A 16578-nucleotide genomic window follows, 5' to 3' on the forward strand; every position below is an offset into this window, starting at 1 on the left:
CAATCGCCATCCCTAGGGCCGGACTGAGGGATACGGCCAGTCCGGTGTAGTGAGCGAGGTGATATCCCGCTGCGATGGCCAATAGCGAGGGTGCAAACCGAAAGGCGATACGTTTCGCTGTGATGTATGTTCCAGTCCGTCGCCGAGAGACTACGCCCGCATACCAATACGCGCCGAAGAACACGACGTAACCACTGACGAAAAGGAGCGTATAGATGAGGATCGCACGAATTTGTACGGCTCCCACTCCGATATTTGAGAGGCTGACGAGTGTCTCGATAGTTGCTGCGCCCGTCTGCGTCGTGATGAAGCCGCTGTACGTGAGCTCCCAGATTAGCGCAATGACGAACGCGACATCGGAGGTGTCCGTGATGAAGTCTGAATCAGTCAGGTCGCTACCGGGCAGTTTTACGGCGAGCTTCCCATCCCGCCGTTTTACAGGGGCGACAGCCCCAAAGAATCGGAACAGGACAGATAACGGATCTGCGTTCTTGAACCATGCGTTGGGACCGACGAGTACTGCGCCTGCGATTGTGACGACACTGTAGCCGAGGATCGCAATCGAAAGAACTGACGGGATCGTGCTGACAGGGAAAATCACCTCAACCCACACGAGAAGTAATAGGCCACCAACAGCTGGCCATCGGGCTAATCCTTCTGGATACGTCCGGAATCCAGTTGGAAGGAGCGAGACGATTCCTCGCCAGGGGTTCAGCACTGGCCAAAGATTGCCTCCGAGATACGTGAGCATCGGCAAGCCTGCACGAACGACGACGAACGTGACGAGGATGGTGAAGCTCGCTGTCGGGAGTTGTGGGCCCGTCACTCCGAGGTACACTGCCAGTCCGAGGACGACGATCCCGAGTCCACGTCCGATCCACACAACGGGTGTTCGCCAGTCGTCAATTGTTGGGCCAGGAACCGACCAGCTGTGGAGATAACGGATAAACGCCCGATCAGTGACGAAACTCGCAAGCAGGGCGGAGGCTCCGATTGTGGCACCTCCGGTGGCAAGGTACAGCCATCGGGGAATGGCTAGGGTATCTCGTGGCTGCTTCGAGAGCGTCATTCCGTTCCCGGCAGCGACTGTTTCGGTAAACAGCGTCAGTATCGAGACCCAGGTTACAAACTGCACGAAGAGTCTGAGCTTCGTGTTCGAGACGACCCAATGACGAAGCCTCGACCCTGGACCTGACTTTATGTGTTCCTCTTCGCTTGCCCCGGTGTTCGTATCTGAGTCACGCGACGATAGCATATAGCATCAAGAAACCGAAGTACAGGAGCACGAGCGCTCCAAGCGCTTTCAGACGGAGTGTGCGTAACTCGTCTTCTTCGTCCGCTCGAGCAGAGAGGAATGCGTCCTCCTCGTCGTCATCAAGTCGCTGAGGATGTTCTAAGCCTTTGTGGAGAACGAGACGGTCGGTCGTGGGAAATGGATGCCCACAGTAATCACACCTACCCGCAGGTGAGCCACTCCGTGGAATCATAGTGCCTTCGTATGACATAGGCTCGATAGCTGTTACTCGGCCGTAGGCCAGTCAGCGTTGAAACGGTTCTGGTTCAATATTTGAAGAGCCCCTCTGCTCAGGAGAGTGTTCCCCATACCACGGGAGTACTAACTGACCGCTGGAATTCTGGTATATTCTATTAAAAATTCGGGGAGTGATAGCAGCCGATTTATTATATCTCGATCCTCAAATCAGGATGATGAGCGATTCATCAGACTCGGACTCAACCTTCACAGGAGCGAGTCCATGGCCACTCTTTGTCGCTATTGGATTTGCTCTCTCGGAGGTCGGTGTCGTCCTCGGGCTTCGGCCTGTCTCTGTTGCGGGACTGCTGTTGTTCGTCGGATCTGTTGCTGGCATTCTCACAGAGGCGGAGTATATCGCTGAACCAGCGAAAGCAGCAGGTGTTCAAGGACTCATCCTTGTCGGTCTCGGTATCTTGCTGATCACACAGAACCAGAACGGGACGACAATCCGCGGTCAATCGATTGCGATCGCTGGCATCCTGTGTCTCGTTGGTGCACTTGTCTGGGTAGGCTTCGTTCGGAGGAGGACCCGCGCCACGGTATCGACAACGGAGACGTCGGAAACAACATCTGATTGAGCGACCGTACGACAGTAGAATTCGATACCAGGGGACGATAATGGGTACGATGAGTACCAGTGGTGATGTGGTCAGCGCCGGTCTCATCGTCTTTGGAGTCCGTAAGCTCCTCCTCGGGATCAAACACGGCGAGTATCGAGCAATCCGGACTTAGGTCCGGGGAATGGGACGAATTGACGGTTGAGTTAATAACTCAGACTAGATATTTTATTAGAGCCTGCCATAATAAGGGCTTTTAGTAGCAGCCGATTTAATAAGTCTGTAGTAGCTAGCAGTACGTAATGACCTCATCTAACGAGGAATCCCACGACGGAAGTGGTGAACCACCGGATCACACCCACGACCACGGAGAGGATTCTCGCGAGCAGGGTCATACACATGACCACGATCACGAGGATCACGAGCACATCCAGCACACAGGACAAGATGGTGATGACGTTACCCCATCGATAGACCAGGGAGACGTTGCACAATTCTCCGTCCCGGAGATGGATTGCCCGTCCTGTGCAGGAAAGGTCGAAAACAGCGTCGAAAAACTGGACGGAATCCGGAGCGTCGACCCGCAAGTGACAACAGGGACGTTGACCGTCTCGTACGACGGCGAGCAAACGAGTGCCACCGCGATCGAAGATCGGGTTGAAAAGGCCGGATACACCGTGGAGAACACCGGCGAGGTCACCTCGAAATTCACGGTTCCGGAGATGGATTGTCCGTCGTGTGCGGGCAAAATCGAAAACGCTCTCGACAGAGTCGGTGGGGTGACCACTTATGAGACGCAGCCGACGACCGGAACCGTCGTTGTCACGTACGATTCGTCGAGGGCTGGGGAAGCTGACGTCATCGACGCGATCGAAAGCGCTGGGTACGAGGTCACGGACACGACAGGCGACGAATCGGGGCGTCAGGACGCGGGCGGAGGGCGCGAGAGTATCTGGACGAGTTCGCGCGCACTCAAGACGTGGGTGAGCGGTGGATTCGTCGCCCTCGGCTTACTCTTCGAGTTCTTCCTGACCGGACAGAATATACAGATCGCAGGCCTTCTCGGTACTGAGCTGCTGGTCGCCGACGTACTGTTTCTGATTGCAGTGGCTACCGGCGGCCAAGAGATCCTTCGCAACGGCTACTACTCGGCGCGAAATCTGAACCTCGATATCGACTTCCTGATGTCGGTGGCTATCCTCGGCGCACTCGTTGCGAGTCTTGTCTTCGGTGAGGCACTCTACTTCGAGGCCGCCACCCTTGCGTTCCTGTTCAGCATCGCGGAATTGCTGGAGCGGTACTCGATGGACCGTGCCCGAAACTCCCTCCGCGAGCTAATGGATCTCTCACCGGATGAAGCGACCGTCAAGCGGAACGGGAGCACGGAGACGATTCCCGTCGACGAGGTCGCCGTTGGTGACATCGTCGTCGTCAAGCCAGGGGAGAAAATCCCGATGGACGGAAGCGTCGTCGACGGTGAAAGCGCCGTCAACCAGGCACCGATCACGGGTGAAAGCGTCCCTGTCGACAAGACGACGGGCGACGAGGTGTACGCCGGCACCATCAACGAGGAGGGGTATCTCGAGGTGGAGGTCACCTCCGAGGCCGGTAATAACACGCTCTCCCGCATCGTGGAGATGGTCGAAGATGCACAGTCGAACAAGACAGAGCGCGAGCAGTTCGTCGAGCGCTTCTCGACGTACTACACGCCAGTAGTCGTCGCCTTCGCCATCCTGACGACGGTAGCAAGCCCGTACATCCTCGGCACAACCTGGTCCACGGCCGTCGTCTACGGACTGACGCTGCTGGTGTTGGCCTGTCCCTGTGCGTTCGTCATCTCGACGCCCGTCTCGGTGGTGTCGGGAATTACGAGCGCCGCGAAGAACGGCGTCCTGATCAAGGGCGGCAATCACCTCGAAGCGATGGGNGCNGTCGACGNCGTCGCGTTCGACAAGACGGGAACCCTCACCAAAGGTGAACTCACCGTCACCGACGTCGTTCCCTTGAACGGGAACTCGGAGGAGGACGTGCTCCGGTGTGCACGCGGGCTCGAGCAACGGAGTGAACACCCCATCGGCGAGGCAATCGTCGCCGAAGCCGGCAGCGCAGGGGTCGCCGAGCGCGAGGTCGATGACTTCGAGAGCATCACCGGAAAGGGTGTTCGTGCCGATCTCGACGGGACTCCTCACTTCGCAGGCAAACCGGGCCTGTTTGAGGAGTTAGAGTTCGACCTTTCGCACGTTCACGCGACGACCGACGGTGGCGTCGTGACACAGACAGCCCGGCAGATGTGTGACCGGAACAACTGTCTCGATCTCCTCGAAGAGACCGTCCCCGAACTCCAGGCTGAAGGGAAGACTGTCGTCCTCGTTGGGACCGAAGACGAGCTCGAGGGCGTCATCGCGGTCGCCGACGAGATCCGCCCGGAGGCAAAGCGAACGGTCACGCGACTCAAGCAACTCGGCGTCTCGCGAACAGTAATGCTGACGGGGGACAACGAGCGGACTGCCCGCGCGATCGCCGAGCAGGTCGGCGTCGACGAGTACCAGGCCGAATTACTCCCCGAGGACAAGGTGACGGCGATCGAGGAGCTCGTCGAGGAGTACGACGGCGTTGCGATGGTCGGAGACGGGATCAATGACGCACCGGCGCTCGCCACCGCCACAGTCGGCGTGGCGATGGGGGCTGCCGGGACTGATACCGCATTGGAGACCGCCGACATTGCCTTGATGGGTGACGACCTCGCAAAGCTCCCGTACCTCTACGAACTCGCCAACGATGCGAACGGGGTCATCCGACAGAACATCTGGTCGAGTCTCGCTGTCAAAGCCGGGCTGGCAGTCGCAGTTCCATTCGGATACGTCCCGATCTGGCTCGCCGTCCTCGCCGGCGACGCTGGAATGACGACGGCCGTCACCGGGAACGCGATGCGACTCTCTCGAATCACGCCGGATACAGACACCGAAACCAACGCTTCGGAGGGGTAACATGGGTGCAGAGAACGAGGGGAATGCAACATCCCATACGGAGGCAGATCAGCAAAAATACCCGTTCGGACTCTCGTCTCCGCAATTTGCCGTCCTCGTTGTGCTCGTTGTGCTCGTTGGGCTCATCGGCCCCGGTTTACTGGTATACACCCTCGAACAGGCGAACCTCTCTGCCGTAGCTGATCTCGTGTGGATCGTCGGCTATGGCACAACCATATTTGTCGTTTGGTTCATCTGGCTTCGTCCGCTCGATTTCGGTGGCTCCTCTGCACAGGATACATCGCTCACCGAGGAATCGGAGCGGTCCAAACCAGAAACGGAGGGAGCCGATGGGGAGATTACCTCTTCGGATAGCACTGAATCAACGGCGCAGGATTCGATGGTGACGAGCGAAAACGGGGCCCAGGAATCTACCCAGGAACACCCGGAATCCTCAGATTCGAAATAGAACCCCCTCTAATGTGAACTCATGACTTTTCACGAGCATACCGATGAGGAGACCGCAGAGCATAACCTCCCGTCTAAATCAAGTGGCAGTACGCGCCGGCTTGCGCTCGTCGCGGTCGTCAACTTCCTCGGATTCGTCGTCGAACTGGCTGGTGGACTCCTGTTCGGGTCGGTCGCTCTCATCAGCGACGCCCTCCACATGCTGTTCGATATGCTCGCGTACGCGATGGCGTTCGGGGCGAGCTACACCGCCGAACGGTTCGAAGGCGGCGAGTCGTGGTCGTACGGTCTCCATCGACTGGAGCCGGTTGCGGCCTTCCTGAACGGCGTCTTGCTCCTTCCAATGGTCGGATACATCGTCTGGGAGTCCTACCAGCGGTTCCTCGAGCCAGTGGCGATCAATCCAGAGTTGACGCTGATCATCGCTACGGGTGGCCTGCTGGTAAACATCGGCTCCGTGTACGTGTTACAGGGTGACGAGATGAGTCTCAACGAGCGCGGGGCGTTCTACCACCTGCTCGGTGACGCCGGTGGCTCTGTTGCGGTAATCGTCTCGACCGCCGCTGTCGCAGTGTTCGATCTCCCCATTGCAGACCCTGTGGCGGCCGTACTCATCGGGTTGCTGGTGCTCGCGTCGGCCGGGAACGTCCTCCGGGAAAGCACCTCGATCCTGCTGGAACGGAGTCCGGTGTCGTCCGAAGAACTCCGGGATGAATTGACGACACTCGATGGCGTGGACCAGATTGAGGATCTCCACGTCTGGCAGGTGTGTAGTCAACTCACCGTCGCAACCGTCCGACTGACAGATACGGCGACCACACTTGAGGAGCAACGGAGAATCCAGTCACGGGTTCACGGCTATCTCACGGATCGAGGAATTGACCACGCAACCGTCGAGCTCGTCGGGCGTACCGACCCCGATAGTGACCCTGTCGGTACGACGAATCACTCCCACTAACGATGTCCCACACAGCACCTGATCGAATGTTCGAGGTGTTGGACGAGACGAACGAGAACCTCATCGCGATTCGCGTCGGGAAGGGCACGCGAACAGGCTATCAAGAGCTGTACTCGCTCCTCGTCGAAAAGAGCGACCAGTACGGGCACATCCACGTATACGAGGAAGTTCCGAACTGGACGTTCGGGACGTTTCTCACACACCTCCACGGGGTGGTTCCCGATCTCCGGTACGGCCCTGACTTCGATATCGACCGATACGCAGCAGTCGGCGATTCGAGGTGGGCGAAACTCCTCTTCGACTGGTGGCGTGTTATCCGACCAATCTGGCCGGTCGCGCCGGACGAGATGCGCTACTTCCCCACGGCCGACCGCGAGAGCGCACTAGACTGGCTACAGGAGGAACACTAAAGTGACGCTGTTCGCCGACAGCAACAGTGACAGCACAGTGGAGTCTGCCTGTGACTATCTCCGCTCAAGCAATGTCTCCACATTGTTCTGACCGTCCCACGGTATACCCGGCCTCAATCAGGGCGTCGGACAGTGGTGTGCTACTGAACAGCTCCTGAATGTGGTGGACGCCCGTAGGATATGACGGTCCCAAGGCCTCCGTGACACGTGCAGTCACGATGGCAGTGGCTCGGGCTTGGTCGGGCCCACGGACCCATCGCTCAATTCGCTTTGCTCGGCCGTCGAGTCGGCCGAGAATCTCCACTTTGATAACCGACTCGTTGGAGCCGAATGGGACGGCGTCGGCCAACCTGACGATTCTATCGACTCCGAGCAACGAGACGACCGGCTGGTACACTCCGGTTCGGCGTAACATCGCGAGGTAGCGGGTGACGATACGAGAATCGTAACACAGTCTGCTTTCGATCGTCTGGATATTCGTTGCTCGGGCGAGGACGTGTTGATCAGCGAGGTTTGCACGATACGCTCTACGTCGCCCCCACCCGGGAATATTGACGACCCGAGGCTCGGTGAGACCAATTACAGAGAGAGGCTCACCGTCACTTCGAACAGAGAAGGACCCGAGGGCATCCTCGATAGTCCATTTGACCGTATCTGGACCGAACGCCTCTCCGATACCTAGTAAGAGGGTGATATCCGCTCGGTCGACGCTGTCGAATTCATCGGCCGCTTCGGTAACAAAGAGGTTCGTCATTCCGGGTGACAGACCGACACTGAGGACGGCGGTCGCCTTTTGTTCGCGAGCAAGGTCGTCGAACGATTCGATTTCTTGGAGAAGTGTATCCGTCGGCGAGACGTCGACGTAGTCGATTCCATGCTCGAGACAGGTTTCAGCGAACCGCGGCGTGTCTTGATCGAGACACATGACTACCGTCCCTATGTCGTCGAGAGCGTCCGCGTAGCTTGCCCTGTCGCTCACATCAAGGGTCCGAGGTTCGACGCCGTTGACCGAACTTGCGAAGCTGCGTGCCTTCTCCGGAGATCGGCCAGCGGCAATAATCTCTCTCCGGGTACGTTCGGCGAGTTCGGTACAGACAGTCCGGCCGATAGTGCCGTAGCCACCGACGACGAGAACAGACGAGTCAGTCAGGGACATACTGAGATTCCGTGAGGGCCGATAGTAGCGGTAACTCCGAGTATACCCGGATCATACATGTGCGAACTCCGCTTCGAGATAGCGAGGCAGCAGATTAGCCTCGATCCGCTGGAGCTGCTCCGAAACCGTCGCGGGGGCCCGGTCGACCGCCGCCGCGATTTCTTCATGTGTCGCTTCTCGCGGCACCTCATAGTAACCTAGCTGTACGGCGGTCTCGAAGACTTCCCGTTGCCGGTCGGTGAGCAGACCTTCGAGTCGGCCACACTCGGGGCTGTACTCGCCTACGCGCTCCGGATAGAGATCGATCTCGGAGGGCAAGTCCGCGGTGATTCGTGTTATTGCGGATTCCGTTCCAACGACTGTGAGGCGAACGCCACGCTCCCCGTAGTCATCGGTGTATTCGACCGGTGGGACGAGAATGAGCGAATAGGCAGCGAGAATGGCGAATAACTGCGTCATCGAGGGAGATTGGTTATACTCAATATATGCGAGCTCGGTCTTTCGCGTGACCTCAAAGTCGTGAACGGAGTCTTCGGCTCCAAGGAGCTGTTCAAGTCGGACCATGTCACCCGAAAACTCACTCAACTCGACGAACTGCTCCCTGATTCTATTGATCTGATGTGTCGTCTCTATCGTCACGGCAGGACTGGTTTCGATAGCAGTCTCAAGTGGATGGAGTGTCCCGTCGTTCCATACGAGAACCCCGGAGGCGTAGCGCATAGTGTTCTGTGGGTATGGTAGATTTAAGAATTCCCCGAGTATACTCGGATATAGTAACAATCTCACCGGCACCAGATTGACAGTACATGATCGAAGCAAGCGCCGCGGTCAGAATTGATGCATCGGCGGCGACCGTCTGGTCGCATTTAGAAGAGTTCGAGACCCTCTGGGAACACTCCAATCCAGACCACGACGGAACGTGGGTTGTCATGGATCCGAAGAAGCCGCTTCGGAACGGGCTCCGATTCTACCAGCGAGAGTGGGTCGGACCGGTCAAAGGAATAATTAAAGCAGACCTCCGTGACGTCGTCGAAGAGCAACGATTCAGTTGGATTGGTACTTGTACGTATACACTGCCACCACTCCCGGTCGCATTCATTGTCGAAGAGGGCGGAACCATGCAGCTTGAGCAGACGGACGGATCGACCCGCCTCTCCCACCGCGTCTGGGCTCGCGTACCACCGACAGTACTGGGGAAAGTTACTGAAAGGGCGTTAGCCCTCTTCGGGGACATCGAACGGGAAGCCTACGAACACACCCTCGTCGAGTTGGAATACTTCAAAGACGTGATTGAGAACGACACCGTTAATTGATTAGGTCAAAGTGTTCACACGACCGTGAGGAGGGCATCCGAAGCGACGCTGATGATTGCCTCCCAGAGGCTGTTATAGCCGAACACCGCTTCCGGGCCGGTCGCTATCCCTAAAATCGTATCCAACCCGAAGAACGCGAACAGTGCCGCCCCGGCGTAGTGGGCCTTCCGGATGTCGAAGCGATGTGAGAACGTGTGGAAGAAGTACGCGTTCGCAAGACTCACCGGGATAATCACCAGCATTTCGCCTGCCCAGATGGCGGCACTGGCCCCATATTGGGCCGCTAGCCCGATAGTGACGAGCTGGGTCTTGTCGCCGAACTCTCCGGCAGCCATCATCGCGAAGATAGTCAGGAATTCGCCGAGTTGCCCGCCGACCGTGAAGCCGAACACTTCGAACTCCGGGTTGATATCTGCAATCCGTGTCCCGACGACGCCACCATCGGTCTGTGCGCCGCTCTCGACTGGGACGTCGGACCCAGCAGGGGCTGATCGGACGAGTAACACCGCGAACAGCATGAAGAGGGCCGCCGTGATCCCGTCGAGGACGACGCCCGGGAGCGCCTGCTGGAGCGCCTGCCCGAACAGGATCTCGAGAACGGTCCAGCCGGCGAACGCCGTCCCGGCCGCCGCGACGACCAGCAGTGGTTTGAACCGGGTCGACAGCCCGGCGATGATGAACTGGACCTTCTCGCCCGGCAGTACAGTGAGCTGCGCGATGGCCGCGACTACGAGGATCTCCAGAAACGGCGTCATGCGTCACCCCGTTGCTCAGCGTTAGCCGGATCGTCGTGGTTCAGGACGGTCACGCGGATCGACGCCGCAACCCCTTCGGGAACAGCTTGCTCAGTGTCGTCGACTTCGAGAGTAATCATTCCGAACGGGGCAACGTCGACGATGCGGACATCCGTTCCCGGCGTGATTCCGACATCGGCTAAGTACGCGAGGTCGTCCTCGTCGCGATCACTGACACGGGTGATGACCACTCGATCACCGACCTCACAGGCTGACAGGGGCGTCGCAGGGTTCTGATTCGGTGGCTCCAGGTCTTTCCCCGGAATCGGATCGCCATGGGGATCTCGCCGGGGGTTCTCGAGTTTCTCTGCGAGTCGACGTTCGAACTCCTCGCTGATGTGGTGTTCGAGTCTGTCGGCTTCCTCGTGGACCTGCTCCCAGGGGTAATCGAGATATTCAGCCAGATAGGTTTCGAGGAGCCGGTGATGCCGTAGCACTTCGACAGCCACGGTTTTGCCGTCGTCGGTGAGTTCGCTTCCTTGGTACGGTTCGCGTGCGATCAGTCCCTGCGCTTCAAGCCGGTCGAGCGTACTCGTGACCGTCGCCTGTGCCTTATCGAGCCGTTCGGCAATGTCAGAAGTCGACACCGGTGGACTCACTTCCTGCTGGAGATGGTAGATCGCTTTGAGGGTGTCCTCAACAGCTGGACTCAAAGCCATTTGGACCCCTATTTAGACCCGTCAAATTTAAAAATTGGGTGAACCGTGGGAAAGCCATATATCAATTTTCTAATCTTTGATGATAGAGTTCATTCTATCGCAGCAGGCGAAGTAGGTGTTTCAATATGACGTTGGTAAAAAGAGGTTTAACTGTCTCTAGGAGTATAGAAAGAAGCCTACGAACTCTCCTTGGTAGCGTTGGGATCGTACGTAGATGTGATTGAGAACCACACCGTTGATTGATCAGGTCCGACGATAGTCAATTCCACCAACCACGGTGAGAAGCGCGGAGACTATCGTCAATCCGAGTTGTGGTTCTCGGAACCAGAAGGGCGTCGAGGGAATGACGGCTCGAAGCCCGACGAGCAGCAGTGAGAGGACCGGCACGTCTTTATCAGCACTTCCACCGCCACCTCCATCACTCGTGTACCGGGGCCCTCCGACAGATTCACCAACCGGGAGACGATCTGCTTCATAGGGAATACGCTCAGTTTGGACGCTCCAGACTACCTTTCCTGATTCGTTTACTTCGACAAGCCGGCGATTCAACGTGTCTGTAATCAATGTATTCCCGTTTGGGAGGCGGTCAGCATCTCGAGGCCAGTTAAACGCGATATCACCAGCACGGTCGAGCGTCCATGCTGGTTCCCAACTCCCGTTCTCGGTCCGGTGGAGTTCGACGACCCGGTCGTTCTCGCTATCAGCGACGAGGACTGCCCCATCCCCGAGCCACTGCGGGTTGTGCTGGTGGTTGAGCACGTCGGGATCACCACATCGGATATCGCCATCACCGTCATAGTCGGTCAACTGACTTGTTTTCCGACAGTTCGCATCGTTTGAATCGGTCGTGTCCTCGTTGATGACGTCGACGACACCCTCTCCGCGCTTGATGATGAGAAGCTGGTTGGCGTTCCGCACTGAGACGAGATAGCGTCCGGTGCTGATGACGTCCACGTCGTTGATGTGCAGCCAGTCGGTCGTCGTCGGATCTTGTGGGGCGTCGTAGAACGAACTCGCATTCCACTGCCATGTGACTTCGCCGTTCTTGACAGTAAATATACGCTCGTACTCCATATCCGTCACGAGGTATTCTCCTGTCTGAAGGTGTTCGACATCGTGGACTTCGCTGTTCTTGTTCGTTCGCACCGGGAAGCTATACTCCGAAAGCACCTGTGGCTGTTGCCCGGGGTCAATGACTCGGAATCCCGTTCGGGTACAGGGAGATTCGTACGGTCCGCACGAAGTATATCCGCTATCCATAAACCCAGCTAACACAGTTCCATTCTCTGTTTGCGTGACGTCGAAATAGCTATCAGCACTCGATTCACGCCAGGTAGTGTTCGTCCCGTTGAGGAGGTAGACGCTGCCGTATTCGTGCCAGCCTGGGCCACCCCCCTGAGACCCGACCAAGGTTCGGGACGTCTGGTCTGTCTCCGAAGCCGTCCCAATCGCAGGGGCGAGCATTGCACTGCTAACAAGCGTGAGAACGAACAGAACCACGCCGAAAAGGATTAGGTAGCTACCCCGACGGAGATCAGGGACAGAGTTCATTTCTGGATATACAGCGAGTACATAATGACCGCGAGGCCAAGGGCGACGAACAGGCTATTGATGAGCACGCCGAGGGCCAATCCGACAGAAAAGGACTGGTTGGCCACGCCAGTCAGAATTGCCCCGAGTGTGATGATACCGAACCCGACACCAAGGACGCGGAGCGAGTCTTCACCCGTCCGTCGATAGGCTTTAAATGCAATGTAGGTGATCCCGCCACCGAGAAGCAGGATTACAAACTTGACGACTGCAATCGCCGTGATGACGCCGTTCATACTTCGTCCCCCATCATCGACCAGATATCTGCAAGCCGTTCGTCGGTAGATTTCGGCGGCCGATCGACGCTCACCGAAAACGCCCCTGTGTCGTCCATCGAGATCGTGACGTCCTCGAACGACCGCTCGTAGTAGGTGACCCGTCCACCTCCGGGGTTGATTGTCTCCTGTTCTCGAACGAGGGAAGCGGAACTGAGGAGTTCTAATTTTCGATACAGCGTCGACTTGGGGATGTCACATGCGTCGAGGAGTTCGTTCGCAGTCATTGGTTCGATAGTTTCCTGGAGAATAGCCCGACACGCGGGATCATCCAGCGCATCAAGGACATCCTGTACCTCCGGAGTGTCCTCGGACGACACTGAATTATCTCCCATTATTCGATAATACGTGGTCCTCGGGATATGGTGTCCGATTGCTGGAGAGGCATCCCATCGGTCCCACGAATGCAGTCGGGATTGTGGTTCCAGAGTCATGACGGTCGATCCATCGAAAGAGGGAAGACATGGTGACACAGTTGTGAAGCGGTTATGAATCGTCCTGAATTTCGAGTCGTTGTTCGCCTACGTCTGTGATCTCGTAGAGACCTCTCCCCAGTGGAACAATACAGCCCTCACTATGGAGATGAGCACACGTTTGGTCGATGGTGATCGGGTGTCCATCGACGGCGTTCGTGATCTCCATCACATGGCACGGTGACTCGTCAACGAGCAGCTCCAATACTTCGATCTCAGTCTGTATTGAGAACTCGCTCATAGTAAATATCGTGTCATGACCCAATCAGTAGCTGGATTTCGCCCGGCAGGGGCTATCCGGTCAGTCATGCTGCGCGTACACCTCGAGAAGCTCTTGGTATCGATTTCGGATCGTGACTCGACTGACGTGTGCGACCTCACTCACCGTCTCCTGTGTGAGCTGCTCGTTCGTGAGGTGGGTCGCAGCATACAGAGCGGCAGCCGCCAATCCGGCTGGACTCTTTCCACTGTGGACGGCATTATCTTTAGCTACCTCAAGCAGTTCTCGAGAGCGCCGTTCTGCTTCGTCACTCACGTCAAGCGATGACGCAAATTGTGGGATATATTGCATGGGATCCTCCGGCTCGATCTCCAGCCCAAGTTCTCGGGATAAATATCGGTACGCTCGCTGGATCCGGATTTTCTCGATACGGCTGACATCGGCGAACTCCGTCAGCGGCCGTGGCATGCCGTGCTGTCGAGCAGCCGCGTACAACGACGCCGTCGACATCCCCTCGATCGAGCGACCGGGGAGCAGGTTCTGCTCTACAGCACGCCGGTACAGGACGCCTGCAGTTTCCCGAACCGATTCCGGAAGTCCCAGAGCGGACGCCATCCGGCTGATCTCCCCGAGCGCTTGCTTGAGATTCCGCTCGTGGGCATCCTTCGTCCGGAACCGCTCGTCCCACGTCCGAAGGCGCTGTAATTGAGCCCGTTTGCGACCGGAGACGGCCTGTCCGTAGGCATCTTTGTCCTGCCAGCCGATAGTCGTACTCAGGCCCTTATCGTGCATCAGCTGCGTCGTGGGAGCACCGACCCGACTCTTTTCATCGCGTTCGTCCGACGTGAACGCACGCCACTCCGGGCCGTGGTCGATTGGATCATCTTCAAAAACCAACCCACAGCTTTCGCAGGTCGCCTCACCGCTGTCGCTATTCAGGGTAATATGGCCCTGACACTCGGGACAGGTATTGTCGTTAGCAGACTTCACCTCGCGGTCGCGTTCATCTATTGATCGTTCCTGGGTATGTTCTTGAGCCATCATACTATCGGCGTATAGGGGATTTCCCTACAAACCGTGGGTCTTCTTAACAGTACCGTGGGACGGCTCCTCAATGAATAGCAGGCGGTGTCCCACTCGCTGGGAATCCGGCCTAACACTTTGTCTCCAAGACATCAACTCGTCACACCGCCAGTTAGCGTCCCTACCCAATATTATGTCTCAAGTCCGACTCCGCTGGCACGACGTACGAACCACGATTTCACAGATTCCGGTCGAGTACAGGCATATCGCCGGTTTCACGCTACTAGTGACGTATATCGTGATGCTTCTCGGAGCCTACACTAGTGCAATCGGTGCTGGACTTTCCTGTCCCGATTGGCCGACCTGCTACGGGACGTGGGTTCCCTTCCTTCAACCCGAGATCATTGCTAACTCGCCATACTCTGCACTCCAAATCTTCGCGGAGTGGGCTCACCGTGGACTGGCGATGACGGCCGGAGTTCTGATCCTCGGCACGACTATCGGAGCGTGGGTGACACACCGGAATACCCCGATTGTCAAATGGTCGGCCACAGCCGCTCTCGCCCTCCTTCCGTTACAGGTTATCCTCGGGGGATTGACCGTCACGGAAGATCTCCAGCCGATCATCGTGACGACCCACCTCGGCGTGGCAATTCTCATTCTCCTCTGTCTCCTGACGACCTTCCTCGTCGCATATCTTCGGCGCTGATGACAGCGAGTGATAAAACAATGCCACAGATACCGACGATTCAGCTCACTACGAGAGCACAGCACGGAGCCTATGGAATCTGCCACCTGGAATAGTGATCACGAATGACTGCCCATACCTGCCCGATCTGTACAGATCAATTCGAAACAGCTGGAGCAGCGCGTGACCACACTTGGAACGCTCACAGCGCCTGCCATTATTGTGGTGAACAACTCCGTAACGAAACTGACGAGCGGCTCTACAGACACTGGCTCGCCGCGCATCCCGACGACCTCTCACGTGTGGACTACAAACGGGCGGATACAGCCGTTGATTCACTCACGTTCTCGGAGCGGCTCTCAGAGGGAGGTGTCGGAGCTGCTGTCGGAGGACTGACCCGCCGACAGCTTCTCCTCGCCGGTGGTAGTGCCGCCACTGCCGGTGTCGTGATCGGTGCCACCGCTCTCTCTAACAATACGAGTACTGAACCGGACGGCGGCGCGAATACTGGAGGTGATGCGGGCGCCGTCGCCACTGCCCCGATTCCCGACTCGCCTAGCGAATTCCGGTATGCGACGATGGGATCCGCTGATGCCGATGTCACGGTGACATACTTCGGGAGCTGGAAGTGTCCGTACTGCGCCCAGTTCGGTACGGGGATGCTCTCACAACTCGTGATGGACTACGTGGAACCAGGAACGATCGCGCTCGAGTTCCGCAATCTCGCATATTTCGGTGGCGACCCATTTTTGCGCCCCGATGCACCGGCAGCCGGGCAGGCCGGATTAGCCGTCTGGAACACCGACCCAGCCTCGTACTGGGCGTTTCACGAATACGTGTTCCGGAATCAGCCACCCGAGAGCGACCAGTGGGCGACCNNTACCGTCTGCGAGCGTGCCGAGGTCGAAAGTCGCGTCACCGCTACCGTCGAGGGTGACGGTCTGGGTGGCGTCGACGTTGTCGTCGGAGTCCGTTGCGGTCACGGTGACTTCACGGTTACCCGCGTTGGCGTTAACCGTGCCCGTGACAGCGTCCTCGTCGGTCACATTAGCGTCGTCAACCGACGCGCCGAGACCGAGGTTGCGGAGATTGAGGTCCACGGTGGTGTCAGAATTACCACTCGAATCGAAGCTCTCGAACGTGTGGGTCGCGCTAACGTTCCGGTCAGAACTGTCGAAGATGTACACCTGACTGTTTGTTCCCGTACTACCGGAGAACACGAAGTCGTTGGGCGTAGTAATCTCGAAGTTCTGGTTAATGTCGTTAGCGCCGTTGTTGGTTACGTAGGCGACCTGCGTACCCGCGTACACGGTGCGGCTCGCGCCATTTTCGTCGAGGGTAGCGCCGGTCACATCAACCGAGATATTACCGAGGAACGCTGTGTTCCCGGCCTGGTCGGTGACGTTCCCAACGTAGACCTGCACGTTGTCGTTCGGCTGAAGCTGGGTAGTGCTGTCGAGAACCAGCTGACCGTTTCCGGAGCCAGACTCGATC

20 protein-coding genes are annotated in these 16578 nt (G+C 57.6%); 9 read left to right on the forward strand and 11 right to left on the reverse strand.

Features of this window, described 5'->3' with window-relative positions; genetic code table 11:
• Positions 1–1255: hypothetical protein (locus EGH24_RS14595; protein WP_142980823.1), on the reverse strand; the 1255-nt coding region annotated here is incomplete at its 3' end.
• Positions 1239–1505, reverse strand: coding sequence for a DNA-binding protein (locus EGH24_RS15890; RefSeq protein WP_142980824.1), 267 nt, complete (start codon positions 1503–1505; stop codon positions 1239–1241). The genes EGH24_RS14595 and EGH24_RS15890, both read right to left, overlap by 17 nt.
• Before the next feature lie 202 nt (positions 1506–1707).
• Here EGH24_RS15890 and EGH24_RS14605 point away from each other — a divergent pair, with 202 nt between their 5' ends.
• The 6 genes from EGH24_RS14605 (at position 1708) to EGH24_RS14625 (ending at position 6893) form a co-directional block, all read left to right on the forward strand.
• A complete protein-coding gene (locus tag EGH24_RS14605) occupies positions 1708–2112 on the forward strand; it encodes a DUF7541 family protein (RefSeq protein ID WP_142980825.1) in 405 nt (134 codons plus the stop codon).
• A 40-nt stretch (positions 2113–2152) separates the two neighbouring features.
• Positions 2153–2266, forward strand: coding sequence for a DUF7333 family protein (locus tag EGH24_RS15980; RefSeq protein WP_449271764.1), 114 nt, complete (start codon positions 2153–2155; stop codon positions 2264–2266).
• Positions 2267–2393: 127 nt separating this feature from the next.
• Positions 2394–5078, forward strand: coding sequence for a heavy metal translocating P-type ATPase (locus tag EGH24_RS14610; protein WP_142980826.1), 2685 nt, complete (start codon positions 2394–2396; stop codon positions 5076–5078).
• 1 nt (position 5079) lies between these two features.
• Complete coding sequence (locus EGH24_RS14615) at positions 5080–5526, forward strand: hypothetical protein (RefSeq protein WP_142980827.1); 447 nt, start codon at positions 5080–5082, stop codon at positions 5524–5526.
• 21 nt (positions 5527–5547) lie between these two features.
• Positions 5548–6483 carry a cation diffusion facilitator family transporter gene (locus EGH24_RS14620; protein WP_142980828.1) on the forward strand — a complete coding sequence of 312 codons (936 nt, stop codon included), beginning with the start codon at positions 5548–5550 and terminating at the stop codon, positions 6481–6483.
• 2 nt (positions 6484–6485) lie between these two features.
• Positions 6486–6893, forward strand: a complete 408-nt coding sequence (locus EGH24_RS14625; RefSeq protein ID WP_221886765.1) for a SpoIIAA family protein — start codon at positions 6486–6488, stop codon at positions 6891–6893.
• A 64-nt stretch (positions 6894–6957) separates the two neighbouring features.
• On the opposite strand, the gene EGH24_RS14630 is transcribed toward EGH24_RS14625, so the two are convergent.
• The gene (locus EGH24_RS14630) at positions 6958–8049 is read right to left on the reverse strand and encodes a saccharopine dehydrogenase family protein (RefSeq protein ID WP_142980829.1); all 1092 of its coding nucleotides are present in this window, start codon (positions 8047–8049) and stop codon (positions 6958–6960) included.
• Between the two features lie 51 nt (positions 8050–8100).
• Positions 8101–8769 (reverse strand): helix-turn-helix domain-containing protein, encoded by a 669-nt coding sequence (locus EGH24_RS14635; protein WP_142980830.1) that lies wholly within the window; start codon positions 8767–8769, stop codon positions 8101–8103.
• 86 nt (positions 8770–8855) lie between these two features.
• Between EGH24_RS14635 and EGH24_RS14640 the strand changes: the two genes are divergently transcribed.
• Entirely contained in the window at positions 8856–9362 is a 507-nt protein-coding gene (locus tag EGH24_RS14640; protein WP_142980831.1) for a hypothetical protein, read from the forward strand.
• Between the two features lie 14 nt (positions 9363–9376).
• Here the strand turns inward: EGH24_RS14640 and EGH24_RS14645 are convergent, their stop codons facing one another.
• From EGH24_RS14645 to EGH24_RS14675, 7 genes are all read right to left on the reverse strand, one after another.
• The gene (locus EGH24_RS14645; RefSeq protein WP_142980832.1) at positions 9377–10117 is read right to left on the reverse strand and encodes a TMEM165/GDT1 family protein; all 741 of its coding nucleotides are present in this window, start codon (positions 10115–10117) and stop codon (positions 9377–9379) included.
• Entirely contained in the window at positions 10114–10815 is a 702-nt protein-coding gene (locus EGH24_RS14650) for a metal-dependent transcriptional regulator (protein WP_142980833.1), read from the reverse strand. Before EGH24_RS14650 ends, EGH24_RS14645 begins: the two co-directional genes overlap by 4 nt.
• Before the next feature lie 243 nt (positions 10816–11058).
• On the reverse strand, positions 11059–12366 hold the full coding sequence (locus tag EGH24_RS14655) for an arylsulfotransferase family protein (RefSeq protein WP_142980834.1): 1308 nt from the start codon (positions 12364–12366) through the stop codon (positions 11059–11061).
• Positions 12363–12641 carry a DUF7521 family protein gene (locus EGH24_RS14660; protein WP_142980835.1) on the reverse strand — a complete coding sequence of 93 codons (279 nt, stop codon included), beginning with the start codon at positions 12639–12641 and terminating at the stop codon, positions 12363–12365. The genes EGH24_RS14655 and EGH24_RS14660 overlap by 4 nt, the downstream gene beginning before the upstream one ends.
• Positions 12638–13015, reverse strand: a complete 378-nt coding sequence (locus EGH24_RS14665) for a winged helix-turn-helix domain-containing protein (RefSeq protein ID WP_142980836.1) — start codon at positions 13013–13015, stop codon at positions 12638–12640. The genes EGH24_RS14660 and EGH24_RS14665 overlap by 4 nt, the downstream gene beginning before the upstream one ends.
• A 151-nt stretch (positions 13016–13166) precedes the next feature.
• On the reverse strand, positions 13167–13394 hold the full coding sequence (locus EGH24_RS14670) for a transcriptional regulator (protein ID WP_142980837.1): 228 nt from the start codon (positions 13392–13394) through the stop codon (positions 13167–13169).
• 60 nt (positions 13395–13454) lie between these two features.
• The gene (locus EGH24_RS14675) at positions 13455–14417 is read right to left on the reverse strand and encodes a transcription initiation factor IIB (RefSeq protein WP_142980838.1); all 963 of its coding nucleotides are present in this window, start codon (positions 14415–14417) and stop codon (positions 13455–13457) included.
• Between the two features lie 172 nt (positions 14418–14589).
• Here EGH24_RS14675 and EGH24_RS14680 point away from each other — a divergent pair, with 172 nt between their 5' ends.
• Together EGH24_RS14680 and EGH24_RS15540 are read left to right on the forward strand one after the other, a co-directional pair.
• Positions 14590–15105, forward strand: coding sequence for a COX15/CtaA family protein (locus tag EGH24_RS14680; RefSeq protein WP_142980839.1), 516 nt, complete (start codon positions 14590–14592; stop codon positions 15103–15105).
• Between the two features lie 557 nt (positions 15106–15662).
• Positions 15663–16578: DsbA family protein (locus tag EGH24_RS15540; protein ID WP_246058035.1), on the forward strand; the 916-nt coding region annotated here is incomplete at its 3' end.

The sequence above is a fragment of the Halonotius terrestris genome (assembly GCF_006861665.1).
In the GTDB taxonomy this organism is placed as follows: Archaea; Halobacteriota; Halobacteria; order Halobacteriales; family Haloferacaceae; genus Halonotius; species Halonotius terrestris.

Bases quoted from the DNA above. Each gene is read 5' to 3' on its own strand.
- EGH24_RS15890 (WP_142980824.1), bottom strand. From the start codon at position 1,505: ATGTCATACGAAGGCACTATGATTCCACGGAGTGGCTCACCTGCGGGT.
- EGH24_RS14605 (WP_142980825.1), top strand. From the start codon at position 1,708: ATGAGCGATTCATCAGACTCGGACTCAACCTTCACAGGAGCGAGTCCA.
- EGH24_RS15980 (WP_449271764.1), top strand. From the start codon at position 2,153: ATGGGTACGATGAGTACCAGTGGTGATGTGGTCAGCGCCGGTCTCATC.
- EGH24_RS14615 (WP_142980827.1), top strand. From the start codon at position 5,080: ATGGGTGCAGAGAACGAGGGGAATGCAACATCCCATACGGAGGCAGAT.
- EGH24_RS14620 (WP_142980828.1), top strand. From the start codon at position 5,548: ATGACTTTTCACGAGCATACCGATGAGGAGACCGCAGAGCATAACCTC.
- EGH24_RS14625 (WP_221886765.1), top strand. From the start codon at position 6,486: ATGTCCCACACAGCACCTGATCGAATGTTCGAGGTGTTGGACGAGACG.
- EGH24_RS14630 (WP_142980829.1), bottom strand. From the start codon at position 8,049: ATGTCCCTGACTGACTCGTCTGTTCTCGTCGTCGGTGGCTACGGCACT.
- EGH24_RS14635 (WP_142980830.1), bottom strand. From the start codon at position 8,769: ATGCGCTACGCCTCCGGGGTTCTCGTATGGAACGACGGGACACTCCAT.
- EGH24_RS14640 (WP_142980831.1), top strand. From the start codon at position 8,856: ATGATCGAAGCAAGCGCCGCGGTCAGAATTGATGCATCGGCGGCGACC.
- EGH24_RS14645 (WP_142980832.1), bottom strand. From the start codon at position 10,117: ATGACGCCGTTTCTGGAGATCCTCGTAGTCGCGGCCATCGCGCAGCTC.
- EGH24_RS14650 (WP_142980833.1), bottom strand. From the start codon at position 10,815: ATGGCTTTGAGTCCAGCTGTTGAGGACACCCTCAAAGCGATCTACCAT.
- EGH24_RS14655 (WP_142980834.1), bottom strand. From the start codon at position 12,366: ATGAACTCTGTCCCTGATCTCCGTCGGGGTAGCTACCTAATCCTTTTC.
- EGH24_RS14660 (WP_142980835.1), bottom strand. From the start codon at position 12,641: ATGAACGGCGTCATCACGGCGATTGCAGTCGTCAAGTTTGTAATCCTG.
- EGH24_RS14665 (WP_142980836.1), bottom strand. From the start codon at position 13,015: ATGGGAGATAATTCAGTGTCGTCCGAGGACACTCCGGAGGTACAGGAT.
- EGH24_RS14670 (WP_142980837.1), bottom strand. From the start codon at position 13,394: ATGAGCGAGTTCTCAATACAGACTGAGATCGAAGTATTGGAGCTGCTC.
- EGH24_RS14675 (WP_142980838.1), bottom strand. From the start codon at position 14,417: ATGATGGCTCAAGAACATACCCAGGAACGATCAATAGATGAACGCGAC.
- EGH24_RS14680 (WP_142980839.1), top strand. From the start codon at position 14,590: ATGTCTCAAGTCCGACTCCGCTGGCACGACGTACGAACCACGATTTCA.